Here is a 16,377-nt window from a genome sequence, read left to right on the forward strand (position 1 = left end):
ATCGTATAGACGGGTCGTCATTGTATGGTTTCATCCATTCGGGTTCCCGGCTGCGTCGTTCTAGTATCGGGCAATCAGTCGTTGCAGCGGTCGCTGGCGCTTTGAACACGCATGGAGGATTGCATAACCCACCTCGTTCTTGAACCGGCCTGTGTTTTTTCCGCCGAAATAGAACGGCGCGCGCAGTTTTATAGTGTCCAGTTCAAGTGGCGATACATTCAGCGTCTGACAAAGTCGGTTACTAACGCGAGGAAGCCGAAACCCGCTAGGCAAAAGCAAACAAGCTCCCAGCCGCCGACACTCCAAGCCGCACCCGCCAGTGCCGATCCGAGTGCGCCTCCCACAAAGAAAGTACCGACGAAAACCCCATTCAAGCGCCCACGAGCTTCCGGGCGCAACAGATTGATGTCTCTGCGCCCCAGAGTTTGATCGCCAGTCGTGCCAACATCAAGCACTATTGCGGCTAAGCCCAAAAGAAGAAGTGCAGGCCATGGACTGACCGTATGGGAGGAACCGGCGCAAAGGGCAAGCAGTGCTGCTACAATGACCAAAAAGTGGGAGATGATCTTTATCATCCGTCCATGGCCGAGATCTCCGAGCCGTCCGACCAGGGGTGTCACCGCAGCGCCTCCGGCCCCCACGAGTGCGAAGACAGCAATGCCATTCGGGGCGAGGTTGAATGGTGATGTGGCGAGACGCAAGGCGACTGCTGTCCAAAAGAGGCTGAAGCTCGCCATCACCATTGCAGCTGAAAACGCGCTCGAACGGAGAACTGGCTCATTACGCATTAACTGCCAAAGTGAAGCAATCAAAGCCGAGTAGGGCAGTGAGCCGACGGGCCGACGCTCGGGAAGAAACTTCCACAACAAACAGATGAGTAGCACCATCGCAGCACCACTGATCTGATAGAAGCTGCGCCACCCCCATGTGTCCGCGATGATACCAGCCACCGGCCGCGATAGGAGTATGCCGACCATCAACCCACTCATAACATTGCCAATAACGCGGCCACGCTGTTCTGGTGGGGCCATCGACGCAGCAATCGGTACCAGAATTTGAATGCAAGAGCATGCAGCGCCGAGCAAAAACAGTAATGAAATGAATAGCCATCCAGACGATGTGACGGAAGCGATGAGCGCGGTTGCGGCACCGCAGGAAAGCATTCGCAGTACCAGGGCGCGGTTCTCCGTGAGGTCGGCGAGCGGAACCAAAAAGAACAAGCCGGTTGCGTAACCGAGGAGGGTGGCCATTGCCACCATGCTGCCATAGGCCGGAGGAAACCCGAACGAAACGGCGAGCGTCCCTACGAGAGTCTGGCATGCGAAGAGATTTGTGACGATGAGACCGGTCGCGACCGCAAATAGCATCGTCATTGCGCCAGAAAATGACGTCTCTAACTCTACATGCGGCTTTTCGGAAGAAAGGGGTGGTACTGACATGAATTCACCATAATAAATAAAAGGTATAGTGTTTTGAAAAAATATAAATTAATAGCATATTGAGGCAAATGAATAGTTGGTATAATGATTATGAGAGATAATGATGAATATTCGTGATCTGGAAGCATTTGTGGCAGTCGTGGAAACCGGGTCTATCGTTGCGGCATCGGCTCGCATTCACCTGACCCAACCCGGCATCACTCGCCGAATTCAAACGCTCGAGGAAAATCTTGGCGTGACCTTGCTCCACCGGCAATCAAAACCGCTCAAACCGACCATCGCTGGCCGGGAAGCCTATGAGCATGGCCGCAGAGTTCTGAGGTCTCTGGAGGATTTGAGGTCGGGCGTTTCTCCTGGTGGGGAGATAAGAGGAGAGTTTCGCCTCGGCTTAATGCCCTATCTTTCACAAGTGGCGTTGACCAATCCGCTTGATCAATTGCGGAAGGACTATCCTGAGCTCACTTTGCGACTTGGAACCGGGTGGTCACCAAGCCTGTTGGACCAGGTTCTCCGCAGTCAGCTTGACGCAGCGGCGGTTTGCCTTCCTGAGGGCGTCAGGCCACCGGATGAGCTGGCGGCTGACGATCTCGGTGGGCAGGACATCCTTATCATTTCATCCAAAGCGTTAAATGTACCGAGATCGTGTAGTCTTGAGGACTTGGCACGCTTTTCTTGGGTCATGAATGAAAGTGGATGCGGGTTCCGTGCCTACATCCGCCATCGTTTCGAACGAGCCCACTTGCCATTCGATGTGGCCGTCGAGGCGCTGAGCGTCGATTTGCGTCTTTCGCTGGTGGCAAGGGGATTGGGCATCGGGATTGTCACACCGGGTCCTCTTGCAACGAGCTCCTGGCGGGATCAGCTCGAAATTATAAAGCCGGTCGATTTTTCGCCACGCGTTAATACCTGGTTGGTGCATCGGGCACCGGCAGGGCGATTGACGTCGCCGATTGCGGTGTTCCGCGAGGCTCTCGTGGAAGCGTTGGAGCAAGGGCGGCCATTTACCGGCTAATTTTCGCTCGGCTCCGTCATTGGAGGAGTAAATGCTTCAGTGAGAGTGGGCGTCTGATTGTCGGAGTGTTTACGGCTAAATATGCCGAGCTTGCCCCCAGGGGCAGTCGAGCTGAAGGTGCGGCCTGACATTAAATGAATGTCAGGCCAACATCGTTGTCTTTAACCGACCTTGACTGCCTTCGGTAGTGCGGAAACTGCAAGAAGGCTGACGAGAATTCCGGCGGCGGCCAGCCAGAATGCAAGTTGAATACCTTCTGACATCGCTTGGGCCAGCGCTTCCCCTTCCAGATCGCCCAGATGGCGATTGGCGACGGCGATCAGGGTGGCCATCCCGATAGAATTGCCAATACTGAGCGTGGTGGACGCCATGCCGGAGGCGACACCCTGTTCCTCTGGACGGATGCCCGTGGCGGCAGCGATCCACATGCCGGTCCAGACAATGCCTTGGCCGATACCCGATATGATAAGGCCCGGAACGATAGTCATATAGTTGCTACCGAATTCGGTGCCGGGCACTAGCAGCGCCGTTCCGGCGGCGCCCACCAACATGCCCGCGACCAGTGTGACCCGCATTGAAAGACGTCGCACCAGTCGTTCGCCGAGCTGTGTGCCGACGACGATGGCGATGGACGGAACCAGCAAGGCGAAGCCTGTCTGCAACGCCGTCATTCCTTGGACATTCTGAAAGAAAACAGTGAGAAAATAGGGTAGGGCGCCGAATGTGCCCATGAACAGAAAGGTGATGATCATGCTGGCGACCAGATTGCGGTTGTTAAACAACCGCAACGGCATCAGTGGATCGGTGCTGCGCGCTTCGATTACCGCGAACGCAATAAGTGAGGCGGCAGAGAGCACGAGCGCGCCGATAACATTGGTTGTACGCCAGCCGATTTCCGGACCTTCCACCAAAGCAAAGACCAGTGCTGTCGCGCCGATGGTGACGCTTAGCGCACCCGCCAGATCGAAGTTACGGCGGTCCTGCCGTGTAGGGTCGCGCGGGATCACAAAGAAGGCAGTAAGGATCGCGACGCCAGCCAGCAGGACATTGACGTAGAATACTGCTGGCCAACCCCACGTCCCGGTGAGAAAGCCGCCTGCCAGCGCTCCGACGCTAAGCCCGCTCGCGCCGGCTCCGCCCCATACCGCAAGCGCCCGATTGCGTTCCGGCCCCTCGGCAAAGAGACGGTTAATCAGGGAGAGCGTGGCTGGAAACAGGAACGCCCCGCCGATACCCTGCACGGCGCGCGCGATGATGATGATCTCCGGCGACCGGGCCATCCCGCCCGCGAGAGAAGAAAGCGCATAAACCCAGAGCGCGAAGATAAACATACGCCGTCGGCCGATCAGATCGGCAGCGCGGCCGCCCAGCAGCAAAAACCCGCCGCACAGCACCATATAGGCGCTCACCACCCATTGTAGCGTCTGACCGGAAAAGCCGAGCCCCGCACCGATTTCGGGCAGGGCGACAAAAACGATGTTGATGTCGAGCGAATAGATAAGTTGGGCGAAAGCAAGCAGCACCAGTGCTCCACTTCTCCGCGTATTGATGCTTGAGGCCGGGATTGCGCCCGCCCGATCCGACATATTCATGCTGATCTCCAGTTCAATGATTCTTTGTTGATCGACAAAGAATAGAAGCTTGCAACAAGCGGTCAAGCGAATTATTTGTTGTTCATTAAACAATGGAGAAGGTTGATGGCAGGACGGCCACGCGAATTCGACCGGGAGAAGGTTTTGGCTAAGGCGCGCGATGCCTTTTGGTCGCGGGGATATGAAGCAGTGTCCATGGCGGATCTTGTGGAAACGATGGGCATTGCCTCAGCGCGGATTTATGCTGCCTTCGGCTCCAAGGAGGCATTGTTTCGCGAAGCCGTGGAGCTTTATTCGGCTGAAGAGGGGAGCTTCGCCGAACGCGCTATGGCCGAAGAACCAACCGCATCCCTTGCAATCGAGCGAAGCATTACGGAAGCGATCGAGAACTGTACGCGAAAAGATCGCCCGGCTGGCTGTATGGTGGTATCGGCGGCGACCAATTGCACAGCGGAGAATGATAATGTGCGGAAATTTCTCGCGGATTATCGCCGCAAGCGAAGGGATGTGCTGATGACGCGATTAAGGCGCGCTGTCACTGAAGGCGAATTGCGCCCTGATACTGAAATTGCGGCATTAGCCGACCATTATGCTGCGATCCTGATCGGCGTCGCAGTGCAAGCGCGCGACGGCGTGCCTCGGAAACAGCTGCTGGCGACCCTTCCCACGGCTATGCTTGCCCTTCGCGCTGCCGTTTGTGCGCGAAGCGCGCCGAAGTAGCGCCGACTGAAGGTGCAATCAGCCGTCAGATCGGTTGGCCGGAGACGTTCCTTGTCGTGACGCTATTCGAGAGGGACGCCAACCGCTTAAGGCTAATGCCATGCGGGAAGCGGTGTGCCGCCCAAGTCGCGAGGTTCTGGATAGCTTGTATCGAGACAGCTGGTAGTTGGTGCCGCAGATCGTACGACGAGACCTGGTGTCTAAGAGCCAGGAAAGATCATGATCGAGCTGTCGCAGCCATAGCTTGGAATAAAGTTCGTAAAGAATCCTCTCATCAAAGCAGTATTTGCGCGCTATCTCGTGCTAAAATAGGAGCCATGAAAAATCTCACAACGGACCAATATTGTAAGGAATCAGACAAACTTTATGAGATCGAACGTTGTGAGAAAAACTGAAACAGCGCGTTTGCTGCTACGCCCGCATTCTCTTGATGAGCTGGGCGGATATGCCGAACTATGGTCAACAGCCACGGAGATCCAGGCGTTCCAAAAATTCCACCGCTAAGCCAGGAAGAGATATGGGCGCGATTTTAAGCTTCATTGGCCACTCGCACGTCTTCGTTTTCGGACCATTCATCGTCGTTGATAAAGCCATCAATCCACCCGTAGGCAAAGTGGGGTTTGCACACTTCCACCGCGGCAATTTGATAGTTCACCTGAGGCAATGTGGAAATTGCGCGCTAGCGACCCCCCTCCGCTTGAAATGTATCCTGCCGTGATGTATATACTCGTGTATATACAAGGGAGGCCAATATGCCACAGCTCCGACACTCCGAACCTACACCAGCCCGGGAAGCAAAACTCTTCCGTAACAATAAGAGTCAGGCGGTACGCATTCCAGCTGACTTCGAACTTCCCGGCGACCGGGTGATGATCCATCGCGATGGAGATCGACTTATCATTGAGCCAGTGCGGCGTCTGAACCTGTTAGAAGTGCTTGCCGGGTTGGAACCGCTTGGGCCGGAAGATCAGTTCCCTAATATTGACGATACCCTGCTACCGTTGAAAGAAATCGACCTGTGAGCACGCTCTACATGCTTGGCACCAATGTCGTGTCCGAGCTTGCACGAAACCCCAAGGGCGCTGTCGCCAAACGCATCGCCGAGGTTGGACCAGAAGCTGTTTGCGTCAGTATCATCACCGCAGCAGAGTTGCGTTATGGATGCGCCCAAAAAGGGTCGCCGAAGCTGCTGGCGCACATCGAGGCCATTCTTGGAAGTATGAAAGTGCTCGCACTTGATACGCCTGCCGACGCCGAATATGGACGAATCCGAGCCGAATTGGAAGCCGTTGGTCAGCCCATCGGTCCGAATGACCTCCTCATCGCTGCCCATGCTTATGCGCTCGGGGTGGTGTTAGTCACAGCCCATACCGGAGAATTCTCACGCATCCGTGCTCTGAGGGTCGAAAACTGGTTGCGCGAATAGACTGAGCGCGCCCAGAGGTGAACGCGCTACTGCTTTGATCCCGGAAGGAGGGAGCGGCGAATGAATTCTACCACATGACAGCGGTTTGCGCGTACGTATCCAACTGGCCGTGGGTCGGTCCGGCTCCCGCACCGTCCAGTTGATTGAGGTGTTGCAGGCAGATTGCTGCCACAGCTTCCTGCAACGCCTTTACGCCATCAACGAGCCAGTCCAGTTCCTGAACCGTGATTTTATAACTGCGTGAGTAACGAGCACCTATGTAGGCCTGATCGAGGAGGTCAAAGCAGCGTCTAGCAAAGCGGCTGTTGTCAGGCCAGGCGTCAATCAATTGAGGTGCAATTCGCTCCGCATGGGATCGGAGAAAGATCAGTCGATGGGATTTCGGAGTGTAGAGCGTCCGGACAAGCAATATGCAGTGATAGAGCCTTTCTGCCGATTGGTGCAGATCAAAGGCCGCTTCCCTGTGAAAGCCGCGTCGCAAGGCCTCGCTTGCCAGTTCGAAGCGTTGCAAAGCGGCTGAAAACCAGTGGTCGAAATTTCGATGCATTTCAATCCGGGCGGCTTCCGGGTCCGGCGGAATGGGGTCAACGAGAAGGGACCCAGGGGCTTCGTACAGCATGATGCCGTTACGGACAATCTCAGTGAAGAAGGGTCGGCCGTTTGCAAGCTGATCATTGATGTCCATGATAGAGTGTACAATGAAATTGACGCGCGCGGAGAGATGTCCAGTGACTGTCAACTCGCGCAGAAACCGCTCCTGTGCCTGCTTCCATATACGTGGGCCCGCAAAAAATTGGGAGTTAACGATGACGAGCAGATTGAAATCGGAGTATCGGTTGCCTGCTCGGCCAATGTGAGGGCATTCATGGTGCTCGTCCGGGATACCGTTCCCGCCTGCAGCAATGCCGAAGAGAACCAGTTTGAGAATGCGTCCTCCTTTCTTTTTGTCCGACAGTTTGCCCCTTTGTGCCTCCTCAAATTCGTCAAAGAGGATTCTTATAACACGTCTCAGTTCCAGGGTTCTGTGACAGTCAATGTGATCAAAGCATTCAATGAGCGCCTCATGATAGGCCGTCTCCAGCGCAAGCCTTCGGCGGGGTTTTATCATAACTTTGCACCATGGGACTGATTATTCCTCATCCGTCTGATGTCATTACGCACCGAGCGAATTTGAGGCCATGGAAATTCTGAACAGTTTTCCCAGACGCTGCCCTCGCGCAACGTGGCGTCAAGCTTGGCTTCGACACCGGCCAGCGATGTCGATGCAGTGGCGGCCATGACATCCAGAATGTTCGCCGCCCGGTCACCAGCTTCTTGTTCGGCCTTCACCGTGGCTGAATAGCCAATTTCCCGGTCGGCGTCATTCCAACGTGACTGATGTGCTGCAAAATCGATTTCCGCTTTAGCGCAAGCTGCTGCGCCATCGGGAGCATCGTCGAATATGTCCCAAATAGCTGTGAGCGAATAAACTCTGACGCGCTCGCCATTAGTCAGTTCGATCATCGCATGGGCATAGTCAACTGTCTCAGCAAGTTGGCGCTCGAGAGATTTTAACCTGCTGCCATGACTTTCCATCAAAAGGTGAGCGTCCTGCCACTGACGCCAGAGCGCCAACACGGGGTCGGAAAGCGCCTCGTTTTTAATCATGTCACGCGCTAAGATATCGGATGCCACGGCTCCGACGGCAATGGCAGTCCCCGCCAATATTTTCCTGCGGGTGACGAAAGGCAAACGTATGCTATTGTCAGAATCAGCCATGATCTGAGCTCCGTGTAAGCTTGGTTGTGGTCAGGTCAAGTGGGGTGTCGCAAGCACCTCACTTGGCTGTTACAGACCGGATTGAATTAAGTGTGAAATCACACGAAGATTATGTCAAGGATATAATGAACCTAACTGCTGAGCAAATTCGTATGGCCCGAGCGGCTCTGAGATGGGGTGTTCGTGATTTGGCAACACGTGCGAACATTACGGCGGCAACGGTTACTCGTATTGAAGCTGGACGACCCGGCTACTCGTCAACGATTGAGGCAATTCGCCTTGCATTTGAAGCGGCTGGCATAGATTTTATCCCGGAAAACGGCGGCGGCGTTGGGGTACGTCTGAAAAAACCTTCGCAACCGAAGTGAGTATTGGCGAGTTGTATCAGGTGTTATCCTCGCTTCGCAGTGAAAATGCTTCGTCTGCCGGCCTTTCTCGGCACCTCGCGCGATACCGCAGAACCTAAACAGTTGCAGCGAAGATCCCAACGCGACCGCTCGAACGCTCTGATCCACCGTCGAGCGCTTGCTGGGATTGATGCATAGAGCCTTGATGCTATCGATATGAGAGCATGGGCGCTCAGGTTCTCCGTGGGACGCAATTGACATCACATATATACTCCTTACATACTTCCTTACCAATAGTAAGGACAGGGTGCCATGTCGTAATCAACCGTCACGTCGAAAGGTCAGATCACATTTCCAATCAAGGTACGCCGTGACATGGGATTGTCCGTCGGCGACCGCATTGAATTCATTCGAATGGAGGACGGTCACTATGCCGTCGTGCCAGCATCCTGTTCGGTGAAATCATTGAAAGGGGTTGTCCCCAAGCCCGACACGCCGGTTAGCCTTGAGGACATGGACGCAGCAATTGCAAGCGGGGCTACTCGCAGGTGATTGGCATCGATACGAACGTGCTTGTGCGGTATCTGGCGCAGGACGACGAAGCCCAATCGGCAGCAGCTTCACAGTTCATCGATGGCCTAACGACCGAACTGCCGGGATATATTTCCCAGGTTGTGCTGGTCGAAACCGTTTGGGTACTTGTGCGCTCTTATAAGATGCCGCGCGCCGCTTTGGTCGAAGTGATCGAAATGCTTCTGCGCACACGCGAACTGGTCATCGAGGGCGCCGAGGTTGGTTATCTGGCACTTGCAACCTTTCGCAGCAGCAATGCAGATTTTTCTGCCGCGCTGATTGCACACGGCGGACGGCTTGCGGGATGTCGTGAAACGGTGACCTTCGACCGGCGAGCAGTTCGCGCTACGGGAATGCAGCTTTTGGAGACATAGAACGTCGTGTCCCATAATGCGGTTCGTACTTTATGAACACCATCAGCGGGTCCAACTATGGGGTAGAACAAGGTTTGTTCCCCAATGCGGATTTCATTTAATGCCGACAAATGCATAAGGTTGGAATTGCAATCGGCCTTGAGCGTGATCGATGCTTCCCATTCTGAAGTCGTGGATAGTGCTCGACCTAGCTGTTGTTCAAATCTCGGTTGCACCTGAAAAAATCGCACTGATTGTCAAGCCAACGGCAATGGCACCCATTTGTCCACGCTGTGATTGTGGCACTTCGCGCACTATGTCCCCCGTCTTTCCAACTTGCCGTGACAGGGCCGAATTGGTTCTGGGTACTATCGGCTCAATCCAACCGGTTCTGTCGCAAATTTTTTAGTAGGTTAAATGCGTCCTTATCTGTGAACGCAATTATGCTGCAAGCTCCGCAAAGACCTCAAATGGAGAACAATTGACATTTACGAATTGGTACTTACGGATCATATGCGCAACTTCGATGCCCGCAATCGTTGCTGAGGCTAAATGAAAAGCTTTGAAGCCCAACATATATTTGGTGATCCGCTTGATAAAGCGATGATCCTGCTCAAGAATATTGTTCAGGTATTTGACCTGTAGGATTTCAATCGGCTTGCCTGCGCACGTAATCTTCATGATATTGTTTATAGCCTGCGCACCAGCCAAATTGGCTCCGCTTTTATCAATAACAATTTTGTTCGGAATGCCATTGATTGCGATAGCTTTTCTAAAGAACCGCCGTGCAGCGCTTAAGTTTCGGCGCTCGGAAAGCATAAAATCAAGAGTTTGGCCATCACGATCAACAGCCCGATACAGATATGTCCATTTTCCTTTGACCTTTATATAAGTCTCATCAACACGCCATGAGCCAAGGGTTGGTCGTTTACGTCTTTGTGCCTGAGCAGCAATCTGCGGCGAATATTTAACAACCCACCGATTCAACGTTGCATGGTCGACCTCTACGCCGCGTTCCGCCATAATTTCCTGAAGCTCTCGATAAAAAACTGGATAACGGACATAGAAGAAAACGGCATATAGGATGACACTTTTGGGGAAATGAGCACCTTTGAAGTCAATTGTCCTCTCTATTCACCTCAATCAATTTACGCACGTTGATGGTGACATAGCTCAATAGAAGTGAAAATCTTGCGACAGAACCTAGGACGCGCCGCTGTACGTGAAACTGCCGCCTATCGCGATAATCGCCAGCGCACTTACGCCCACGGCAATGCCGGCACCGCCAAGCATGATCCTCAAATACTTCAGGTCGTCGGAGAAGTGGTTTCGAAGGTCTACAGTGCGAATGTAGCGACGGTTAATGCCGCCACAGCATCGGAGAGGTTTTTCAAGAAGCTCATCTCCGGTGACGCTAGCGAAGGTGATCGCGCGCGGCTGGAGATTGAAGTCTATCAGGCCCAGATATCCACCGTGACACAGATATTGGAAGCAACGGCAGCGCTTTTTGGCGGGCTCGGCGCCTCAGCATTGAGCCGAGGGCGTGGCTTTGATCGGTTCTGGCGAAATGCAAGGGCGATTTCCTCGCATAACCCTTTGATTTACCGCGGGCGTCAGATTGGTGATTTTGTGGTGAACGGCACACTGCCGCCTGCTCAGTTTTCGATCCCGCTTTCGTCACAGCGATCTGGCGGTCAATTCAGAGATGAAAACGAAGAAGCTCGAGCTTAAGATCGGCCTACTATTCCGATCCTTGCCAAATTATAGTGCGGATGTCAGGGTGTCGTGAGGCAGGCACGACTTCACGACGTTTGAAGACAACTCCATTCGTTGATCGAATGTTGAAAATCGTGAGCGAGGTCTATAGTCAGCTATGAGCCTTCGGGCACCATCGTAAAATTTATCGGAAAAGCTATTCAAGGATGAAGAATCCAAACCGTACTGTTGTCGTTGAATATAAAAACAGACGCGCTCGCAAGGGCAACGCCTCCTTATGGGGAAACCTCGATTTGAAATCGTTAGCCCGTCAGGTGGAAACGGATGCGACACTCCCCTTCCCAGAGGCTCCTGTAACGCCTGATCCCGCCCCGCCGGTGGTGAGCAACGCTGAGGTGGAACGGGCTGAAACCGCGCCCCTGACCGAACCTGTCACTGCCGTTCCCGCTGAAGCACCGATCAAAACTGCAAAACCACAACCAGACATGAGAGCAGGAGAGATTGCGCAGGAGGAGGCCTCCGTTCGACGCCCGTTAAAAAAACCAAGACGGCGGAAACAGGTGGAAAGTCGAACAGTCGCTGAGCCTGATATTCAGACTGAGCTGTCGTCCCTCGAAACCGAAAACGCAATCTTAAGGCGCGAATGGGCTGCAAAGCTGCGTGCGGAGAATGCTGGCTTGCTCTTGATGCTGAAACGCTTTGAACAGCGGTTGAAATGAGAGGCCGCTGCGACGGCGGATCGACTTCCGCTCGCCGTCACTTGACGATTAGCTCCGGTCGCTGGAATGCGAACAATCCCTTGCGGGATGCATGGCATCGCGCAACGTTCAGAGCCCATGCGCGATGCGGATTTGCATGCTCCCATGTTTCGCCCATAAGCGGATTTTGTTTTGATGATGCTTTGCCGGTCATCTCAGGCGAAGGCGACATCGTTTTCCGTCAAGTCCGCAAGTGTAACGTTTTCGATGATGAATCCGTTTCCCGAACCGTCAGTGCTCACGAAAACACCGTCTTGTGTATCGACTGATGCGGCGACAAAACTCTCAAAATTCGCGATCGCGTCGATACCGCGCAAAAGCAGAACATCACCGCTGTCCACGTCGAAATCGGTGACCCGGTCAAGGCCTGTGGACTGGACGGAGTCATCGTCCCAGATGAATGTGTCGGAACCGCCTCCTCCAGTGAGGACGTCGGAGCCGGGTCCACCGAGCAATCGGTCTGAACCGTCGCCGCCATTCAGTTCATCTTTACCCTCTCCTCCAAGGAGACTGTCGGAACCGCTAGCGCCATAAATATAATCATCGCCTCCGCGACCGTCATAGGTGTCGTGACCACTAAAACCTTCCCGAAACGTCTCCGAACTGGTGATGCGATCATCGCCATTCCCGCCGAATATCTGGGCGCCTCTGGTCGCTGAACGGACATCGAGATCGAACTTTTCGATGGTGGCGTAGGAAGCTGCGTCGAAGGTGAAACCGGGAGCAACATCGTCAAAATTGACCGAGAGCGTATCGACGCCTTCGCCACCGTCGACACTGCCAAAACCGCCATCGGAGTAAATTGAAAACGTATCGTCACCGTCGCCGCCCGACATCTGAAACCAGTAACCGGCATAATAACTATCCTGCACGCCCGCCGAAAAACTGTCATTTCCGTCGCCACCCATCATAATGTCGTCATCGGCGAAGCTACTCACAAATATGTCGTCGCCGGTTCCGCCAATCAAAGTGTCTGAGCCCTGGCCACCAAACAGAAAATCGTCGCCATCGCCGCCATTGAGGGTATCGTCGCCCTCATCGCCATAAAGCGTGTCGTTACCCCGACCGCCCAGCAGCGTATCGTTCCCTTCGTCACCGGAAACGTCGTCATCGCCATTGCCACCATCAATGATATCGCTGCCGCTACCGCCCCGGATTTGATCTTCTCCATCCCCACCCCGGATTTGATCCTGTCCAGCTCCGCCGGAAATCTGGTCATTTCCATTTCCAGCCACGACCTGATCGTCCCCATCCCCCGCCCGAATGTTGGCGAACGCGAAACCGGATGCGTCGATGGTGTCACCGCCTGCGCCGGTCTGAAGGTTCAATCGTTCGAGATCCGTGAAATAGAGCTGGGCGTCACTGACGGCTGGATCACCCCAGTAAGCGTGGCCTTGCGGCGAATTGAACGCGACTGCTTCCGTTTGGTTCGACAGATCTACCACGAGCGTATCAGTCCCGGCTCCACCACGAGCGGCGCCACCGACAAAGTTGAATATGAGGCGGTCATTGCCTGCTCCACCTGTAAGTTCGTCGAACCCGGACGCATCGCCTGCACTGGTCGTCATCACATCATCGCCAGTCCCTCCGTCTATAATGTCATTGCCGAGCCCGCCTTCGACAAAATCATTTCCGGCCAGACTCCAAATGCGGTCATTTTCATCCGAACCGACAATATTGTCGGAATGCTCTGTTCCCACGATCTTCGCCATAACGATCCTCCTCGTTTTTGAGAGGAGAGCATAACTGTAAATGGTCGCTGTATTAAGTAAGTTTATATTACGACGATATTATACTTATTAATTTGAAATATTTTATTTATTGTTCGTTTTGATTTTTGAAATACCGTGTTAATGGTGCGTATTTATCTAATTACCCGTCCCCGTGAAGTTGGGATATCTTCACAACACTTGCGTCTGGTCATACGGCGGTGATCGGTTTATCGTTGCTTAGGTTATTATACTATCGAGATGAAACAGACAGTATCTCTTCATATCCACTTAGCAGGAACAGGGAATAAACCGACAATGAAATCATGGGGCGAGCGGCTCGTTGCGGGGCTCAAAAACTGGCGGTCACATAAAGGCGACAGTGCGGTTAGCGAAGCGCCTGATGTTGAAGGCGGGTCCGAGGATCACCTGCGGCAGCCTGACGCAGCGTCGCATGCAAAGCTCTCGATCAAGGTTACAACCAAACGCCACGATGAAACAGCCCTCAGGCCAGTTCCTGACGGTGAGCTGAAATATTCACCTGTGGCGGCCACAGAGAAGCCGCAAGCGGACGAGGCCCCGTCAAGCTTGGGGCAGCCCGCGAGAAACTTGGCGCACGTCGATCTCACGTCGTCATCATCAGGTAAGAAGCCTGCTCAAAAGCGCGCCCGAGCAAGAAAATCCCCATCCGAAGACCAATCAACAGCTAAAAAGGTACTGGCGATCCAGGCGGCGGAAGGGGGCGCAGAAACAGATGCTGCAACTCCCTCGCAGACCAACTCAGAAGCCTTATCACAAGCAGCAGCGCCGCCCAAAAAGCAACTCACGCCGGATCCGACGCTGCAGATTGAAACAACAATGTCTGAAACGACGGTTGACGAAAGTCAGGCCGCTCAAAGGGTTCCTGTGTCGGTGCATAAACGCTCTCGTGATCGCAAGCCAAACGTTAATAACGGGCCGGTGACAGACAGCGAACTGGCCGACTTGGAAGCAGAAAATGCTCGGCTCAAGCTCCTTTTAAAGGAACGGCTGGAAGCAAAGAAAAACAGTTCTCACCGTTGAATGGCTGGCATGCCAAATGCCGACAGATCACGACAATGAAGAGTTGCGGTGGCTGTTGCGTTGTTACATGGAACCGGTCGTTTGTGACGGAATAGACGTGTGGCACGACTCTCCTCCTCCTTGCGAAGCGGGCGTTCTTTTTGGGTCAAATCGTAACGGTGCTACACTCACGGCAGGCCTATGATCCTTATCTGGGTCTATAGCCTCGCGCCTGTTTTTTCCGGGCTACAGTCAGGAACATTTTGATGGCCTCCGCTTCCTGTTGGAAATGCTGCAGCTTGACCTGTCCAACAGTTCCGATCCGGCCCCATTGGCGTGTCAGGCAGGGCTCTCCAAACAGCGAATAGGAAATATGCATGGCATAGTAACGGGCCATGTTTTTATTCGGGTCTGTCCGTTCGACATAAAGATGAAACTGCTGGGCGATCATGTCAAAAAGATCGCTGAAACCGTCCCTCCCGTCTAACGACAGTTTTGAATCAATCCGCTCGGACCGATTCATTTCAGTGAACTATCCCTGTGTTCCCGGTTTGTTATCCGTCAAACGACGTAGAAATGGACGAAAGTTAGGGATGACCATTTTTTGTCTCGATGGTAAAAAACGAACCATACGAAGAGGAGAGGGGCCATGGAGGGCAATTCCTATTTTCACAGGTCCGGTGCGTTGAAGTCGCTTCTAACCGAAGGCGAGGAAGTGATACGTACTGCACGCGTTTCCGATCATCCGAATTGGCTAGATCGGATACCAGCTGTCCCGTTTGTTGTTCTGGCGCTTGCCTGTGGTCTTGGCACGTTCGTATTGATCAGCCGGATTATTTAAATCCCCGGTGCTTTTCCCGGAGACGGGGATGTGTAGACTTGACTGTCTGCGCCCCGCATGATTTCTCTCAGGCGCAAATAAATCAGTTTATTTTTTGTTTCTGTCAGCTTTCAAAGCTTTGCAGCTTGTCCAGAAGGCTTTTGGATATCTCGAATTGTCGCGCTGTTCCACGACCCATGGAGTTCGTCACCATGGTTTCGGTCAACATGCCGCGTTTCACGAGAAGATCAACTGTCTCCTTCACGCCGCTGCGTGTCAATTCAGTGATTTCCATTATATTTGTGAGATTTAGCTTCTGGTGCGTCTGCGTCATCGTGTAAAGGATCGTCATCATGCCGATCTCTTTTACGCGCGCCTGCGGGGTCTCGCCTTCCATCGGATTGTCGAGGATCTCGTGAAGGATCAGTCCGGAAAAGGCGAGACTGTGCAATTGAGATTTAAGCGCTCTTGTCATGTCATTTAACTGTGGTATATACGTTAGTCAAAATGCATTGCGTTACCGTATGACGCCGCTTCCATGGCGTGGTGTCATCGTTTCGGAGGGGCAAGTCCATGAAAAACCTTCTGCTTAAATGCCTGCTAACTCTTTCGTCTCTTTCATTACCTTACCTGATTTCAGGCGGCAATGCGCGCGCTGATGAATGGGGATGCAAGGTCATCCTCTGCCTTTCCAATCCGGGAGGACCAACTGAATTTGCTGAATGCAATCCTCCGATCCAGAAACTCTGGCGCGAACTTGCGAAAGGTCATCCTTTTCCAGCCTGTAGCGGTGCGGGGTTTCAGAGTTCGCGTCCAGGTTACGAACCATATTATTGCGATGCAGGCTATCGGCTGTCGCGCAGCTACGGCCCTTTGGGCCAAGAGGCGACCTGCGTTTCCACCACTCTGCAGAACGTGAAGCGTTCCCTATGCGCTTTGGATCGTGACAATCGCGGAAGTCAATCCAGCTCGGTCCTGTCGGCTCAATTGCAGCGCCTGGAGGGTCGACTTCAGTGTATGGGCTATTCCCTCACGCGTCCGAACATTCGGAAACAACCACATTATATCGACGTGTCGATCGATGGCGTCGGAATACAACGCGTCTGGTATTGA

The 16,377-nt window shown here is 53.6% G+C and carries 19 protein-coding genes and 1 pseudogene; 12 read left to right on the forward strand and 8 right to left on the reverse strand.

Annotation, left to right across the window (positions count from 1 at the left end):
* Nucleotides 1-218 precede the first annotated feature (218 nt).
* A complete protein-coding gene (locus JAU75_RS12585) occupies nucleotides 219-1,439 on the reverse strand; it encodes an MFS transporter (protein WP_199056861.1) in 1,221 nt (406 codons plus the stop codon).
* Nucleotides 1,440-1,542: 103 nt separating this feature from the next.
* Between JAU75_RS12585 and JAU75_RS12590 the strand changes: the two genes are divergently transcribed.
* Complete coding sequence (locus JAU75_RS12590) at nucleotides 1,543-2,451, forward strand: LysR family transcriptional regulator (RefSeq protein WP_199057062.1); 909 nt, start codon at nucleotides 1,543-1,545, stop codon at nucleotides 2,449-2,451.
* A 161-nt stretch (nucleotides 2,452-2,612) separates the two neighbouring features.
* Here the strand turns inward: JAU75_RS12590 and JAU75_RS12595 are convergent, their stop codons facing one another.
* Entirely contained in the window at nucleotides 2,613-4,043 is a 1,431-nt protein-coding gene (locus tag JAU75_RS12595) for an MFS transporter (protein WP_199056862.1), read from the reverse strand.
* A gap of 105 nt (nucleotides 4,044-4,148) precedes the next feature.
* Between JAU75_RS12595 and JAU75_RS12600 the strand changes: the two genes are divergently transcribed.
* From JAU75_RS12600 to JAU75_RS12610, 3 genes are all read left to right on the forward strand, one after another.
* Entirely contained in the window at nucleotides 4,149-4,763 is a 615-nt protein-coding gene (locus tag JAU75_RS12600) for a TetR/AcrR family transcriptional regulator (RefSeq protein WP_247880473.1), read from the forward strand.
* 752 nt (nucleotides 4,764-5,515) lie between these two features.
* Nucleotides 5,516-5,785 carry an antitoxin gene (locus JAU75_RS12605; RefSeq protein ID WP_095448406.1) on the forward strand — a complete coding sequence of 90 codons (270 nt, stop codon included), beginning with the start codon at nucleotides 5,516-5,518 and terminating at the stop codon, nucleotides 5,783-5,785.
* Nucleotides 5,782-6,189, forward strand: coding sequence for a type II toxin-antitoxin system VapC family toxin (locus JAU75_RS12610; protein ID WP_199056863.1), 408 nt, complete (start codon nucleotides 5,782-5,784; stop codon nucleotides 6,187-6,189). Before JAU75_RS12605 ends, JAU75_RS12610 begins: the two co-directional genes overlap by 4 nt.
* Before the next feature lie 67 nt (nucleotides 6,190-6,256).
* Here the strand turns inward: JAU75_RS12610 and JAU75_RS12615 are convergent, their stop codons facing one another.
* Nucleotides 6,257-7,297, reverse strand: a complete 1,041-nt coding sequence (locus JAU75_RS12615; RefSeq protein WP_199056864.1) for a HEPN domain-containing protein — start codon at nucleotides 7,295-7,297, stop codon at nucleotides 6,257-6,259.
* Nucleotides 7,294-7,947: a hypothetical protein gene (locus JAU75_RS12620; protein ID WP_199056865.1), complete on the reverse strand. Its 654-nt coding sequence runs from the start codon at nucleotides 7,945-7,947 to the stop codon at nucleotides 7,294-7,296. Before JAU75_RS12620 ends, JAU75_RS12615 begins: the two co-directional genes overlap by 4 nt.
* Nucleotides 7,948-8,009: 62 nt before the next feature.
* On the opposite strand from JAU75_RS12620, the gene JAU75_RS12625 reads away from it, so the two are divergent.
* The 3 genes and pseudogenes from JAU75_RS12625 (at nucleotide 8,010) to JAU75_RS12635 (ending at nucleotide 9,241) form a co-directional block, all read left to right on the forward strand.
* Nucleotides 8,010-8,315, forward strand: a complete 306-nt coding sequence (locus JAU75_RS12625; protein ID WP_371836172.1) for a multiprotein-bridging factor 1 family protein — start codon at nucleotides 8,010-8,012, stop codon at nucleotides 8,313-8,315.
* 315 nt (nucleotides 8,316-8,630) lie between these two features.
* A pseudogene (locus JAU75_RS12630) lies at nucleotides 8,631-8,846 on the forward strand (AbrB/MazE/SpoVT family DNA-binding domain-containing protein); the annotation flags it as partial.
* Complete coding sequence (locus tag JAU75_RS12635; RefSeq protein WP_199056866.1) at nucleotides 8,843-9,241, forward strand: PIN domain-containing protein; 399 nt, start codon at nucleotides 8,843-8,845, stop codon at nucleotides 9,239-9,241. The pseudogene JAU75_RS12630 and the gene JAU75_RS12635, both read left to right, overlap by 4 nt.
* 420 nt (nucleotides 9,242-9,661) lie before the next feature.
* Here the strand turns inward: JAU75_RS12635 and JAU75_RS12640 are convergent, their stop codons facing one another.
* On the reverse strand, nucleotides 9,662-10,354 hold the full coding sequence (locus tag JAU75_RS12640) for an IS6 family transposase (protein WP_199057065.1): 693 nt from the start codon (nucleotides 10,352-10,354) through the stop codon (nucleotides 9,662-9,664).
* A 48-nt stretch (nucleotides 10,355-10,402) separates the two neighbouring features.
* On the opposite strand from JAU75_RS12640, the gene JAU75_RS12645 reads away from it, so the two are divergent.
* Nucleotides 10,403-10,951: a hypothetical protein gene (locus tag JAU75_RS12645; RefSeq protein WP_199056867.1), complete on the forward strand. Its 549-nt coding sequence runs from the start codon at nucleotides 10,403-10,405 to the stop codon at nucleotides 10,949-10,951.
* A gap of 191 nt (nucleotides 10,952-11,142) precedes the next feature.
* Nucleotides 11,143-11,655 carry a hypothetical protein gene (locus JAU75_RS12650; RefSeq protein WP_199056868.1) on the forward strand — a complete coding sequence of 171 codons (513 nt, stop codon included), beginning with the start codon at nucleotides 11,143-11,145 and terminating at the stop codon, nucleotides 11,653-11,655.
* A gap of 194 nt (nucleotides 11,656-11,849) precedes the next feature.
* Here the strand turns inward: JAU75_RS12650 and JAU75_RS12655 are convergent, their stop codons facing one another.
* Nucleotides 11,850-13,406 (reverse strand): calcium-binding protein, encoded by a 1,557-nt coding sequence (locus JAU75_RS12655; RefSeq protein WP_199056869.1) that lies wholly within the window; start codon nucleotides 13,404-13,406, stop codon nucleotides 11,850-11,852.
* A 315-nt stretch (nucleotides 13,407-13,721) separates the two neighbouring features.
* On the opposite strand from JAU75_RS12655, the gene JAU75_RS12660 reads away from it, so the two are divergent.
* Complete coding sequence (locus tag JAU75_RS12660; RefSeq protein ID WP_199056870.1) at nucleotides 13,722-14,465, forward strand: hypothetical protein; 744 nt, start codon at nucleotides 13,722-13,724, stop codon at nucleotides 14,463-14,465.
* Between the two features lie 187 nt (nucleotides 14,466-14,652).
* Here JAU75_RS12660 and JAU75_RS12665 read toward each other — a convergent pair whose 3' ends face one another.
* Nucleotides 14,653-14,967 (reverse strand): WGR domain-containing protein, encoded by a 315-nt coding sequence (locus JAU75_RS12665; protein WP_199056871.1) that lies wholly within the window; start codon nucleotides 14,965-14,967, stop codon nucleotides 14,653-14,655.
* A 126-nt stretch (nucleotides 14,968-15,093) separates the two neighbouring features.
* Here JAU75_RS12665 and JAU75_RS12670 point away from each other — a divergent pair, with 126 nt between their 5' ends.
* Nucleotides 15,094-15,285 (forward strand): hypothetical protein, encoded by a 192-nt coding sequence (locus JAU75_RS12670; RefSeq protein WP_199056872.1) that lies wholly within the window; start codon nucleotides 15,094-15,096, stop codon nucleotides 15,283-15,285.
* A 103-nt stretch (nucleotides 15,286-15,388) separates the two neighbouring features.
* Here the strand turns inward: JAU75_RS12670 and JAU75_RS12675 are convergent, their stop codons facing one another.
* On the reverse strand, nucleotides 15,389-15,739 hold the full coding sequence (locus JAU75_RS12675) for a MarR family transcriptional regulator (protein WP_078341111.1): 351 nt from the start codon (nucleotides 15,737-15,739) through the stop codon (nucleotides 15,389-15,391).
* Between the two features lie 98 nt (nucleotides 15,740-15,837).
* On the opposite strand from JAU75_RS12675, the gene JAU75_RS12680 reads away from it, so the two are divergent.
* Complete coding sequence (locus JAU75_RS12680) at nucleotides 15,838-16,377, forward strand: hypothetical protein (protein ID WP_199056873.1); 540 nt, start codon at nucleotides 15,838-15,840, stop codon at nucleotides 16,375-16,377.

This window comes from Ochrobactrum sp. Q0168, from assembly GCF_016427605.1.
Lineage (GTDB): Bacteria > Pseudomonadota > Alphaproteobacteria > Rhizobiales > Rhizobiaceae > Brucella.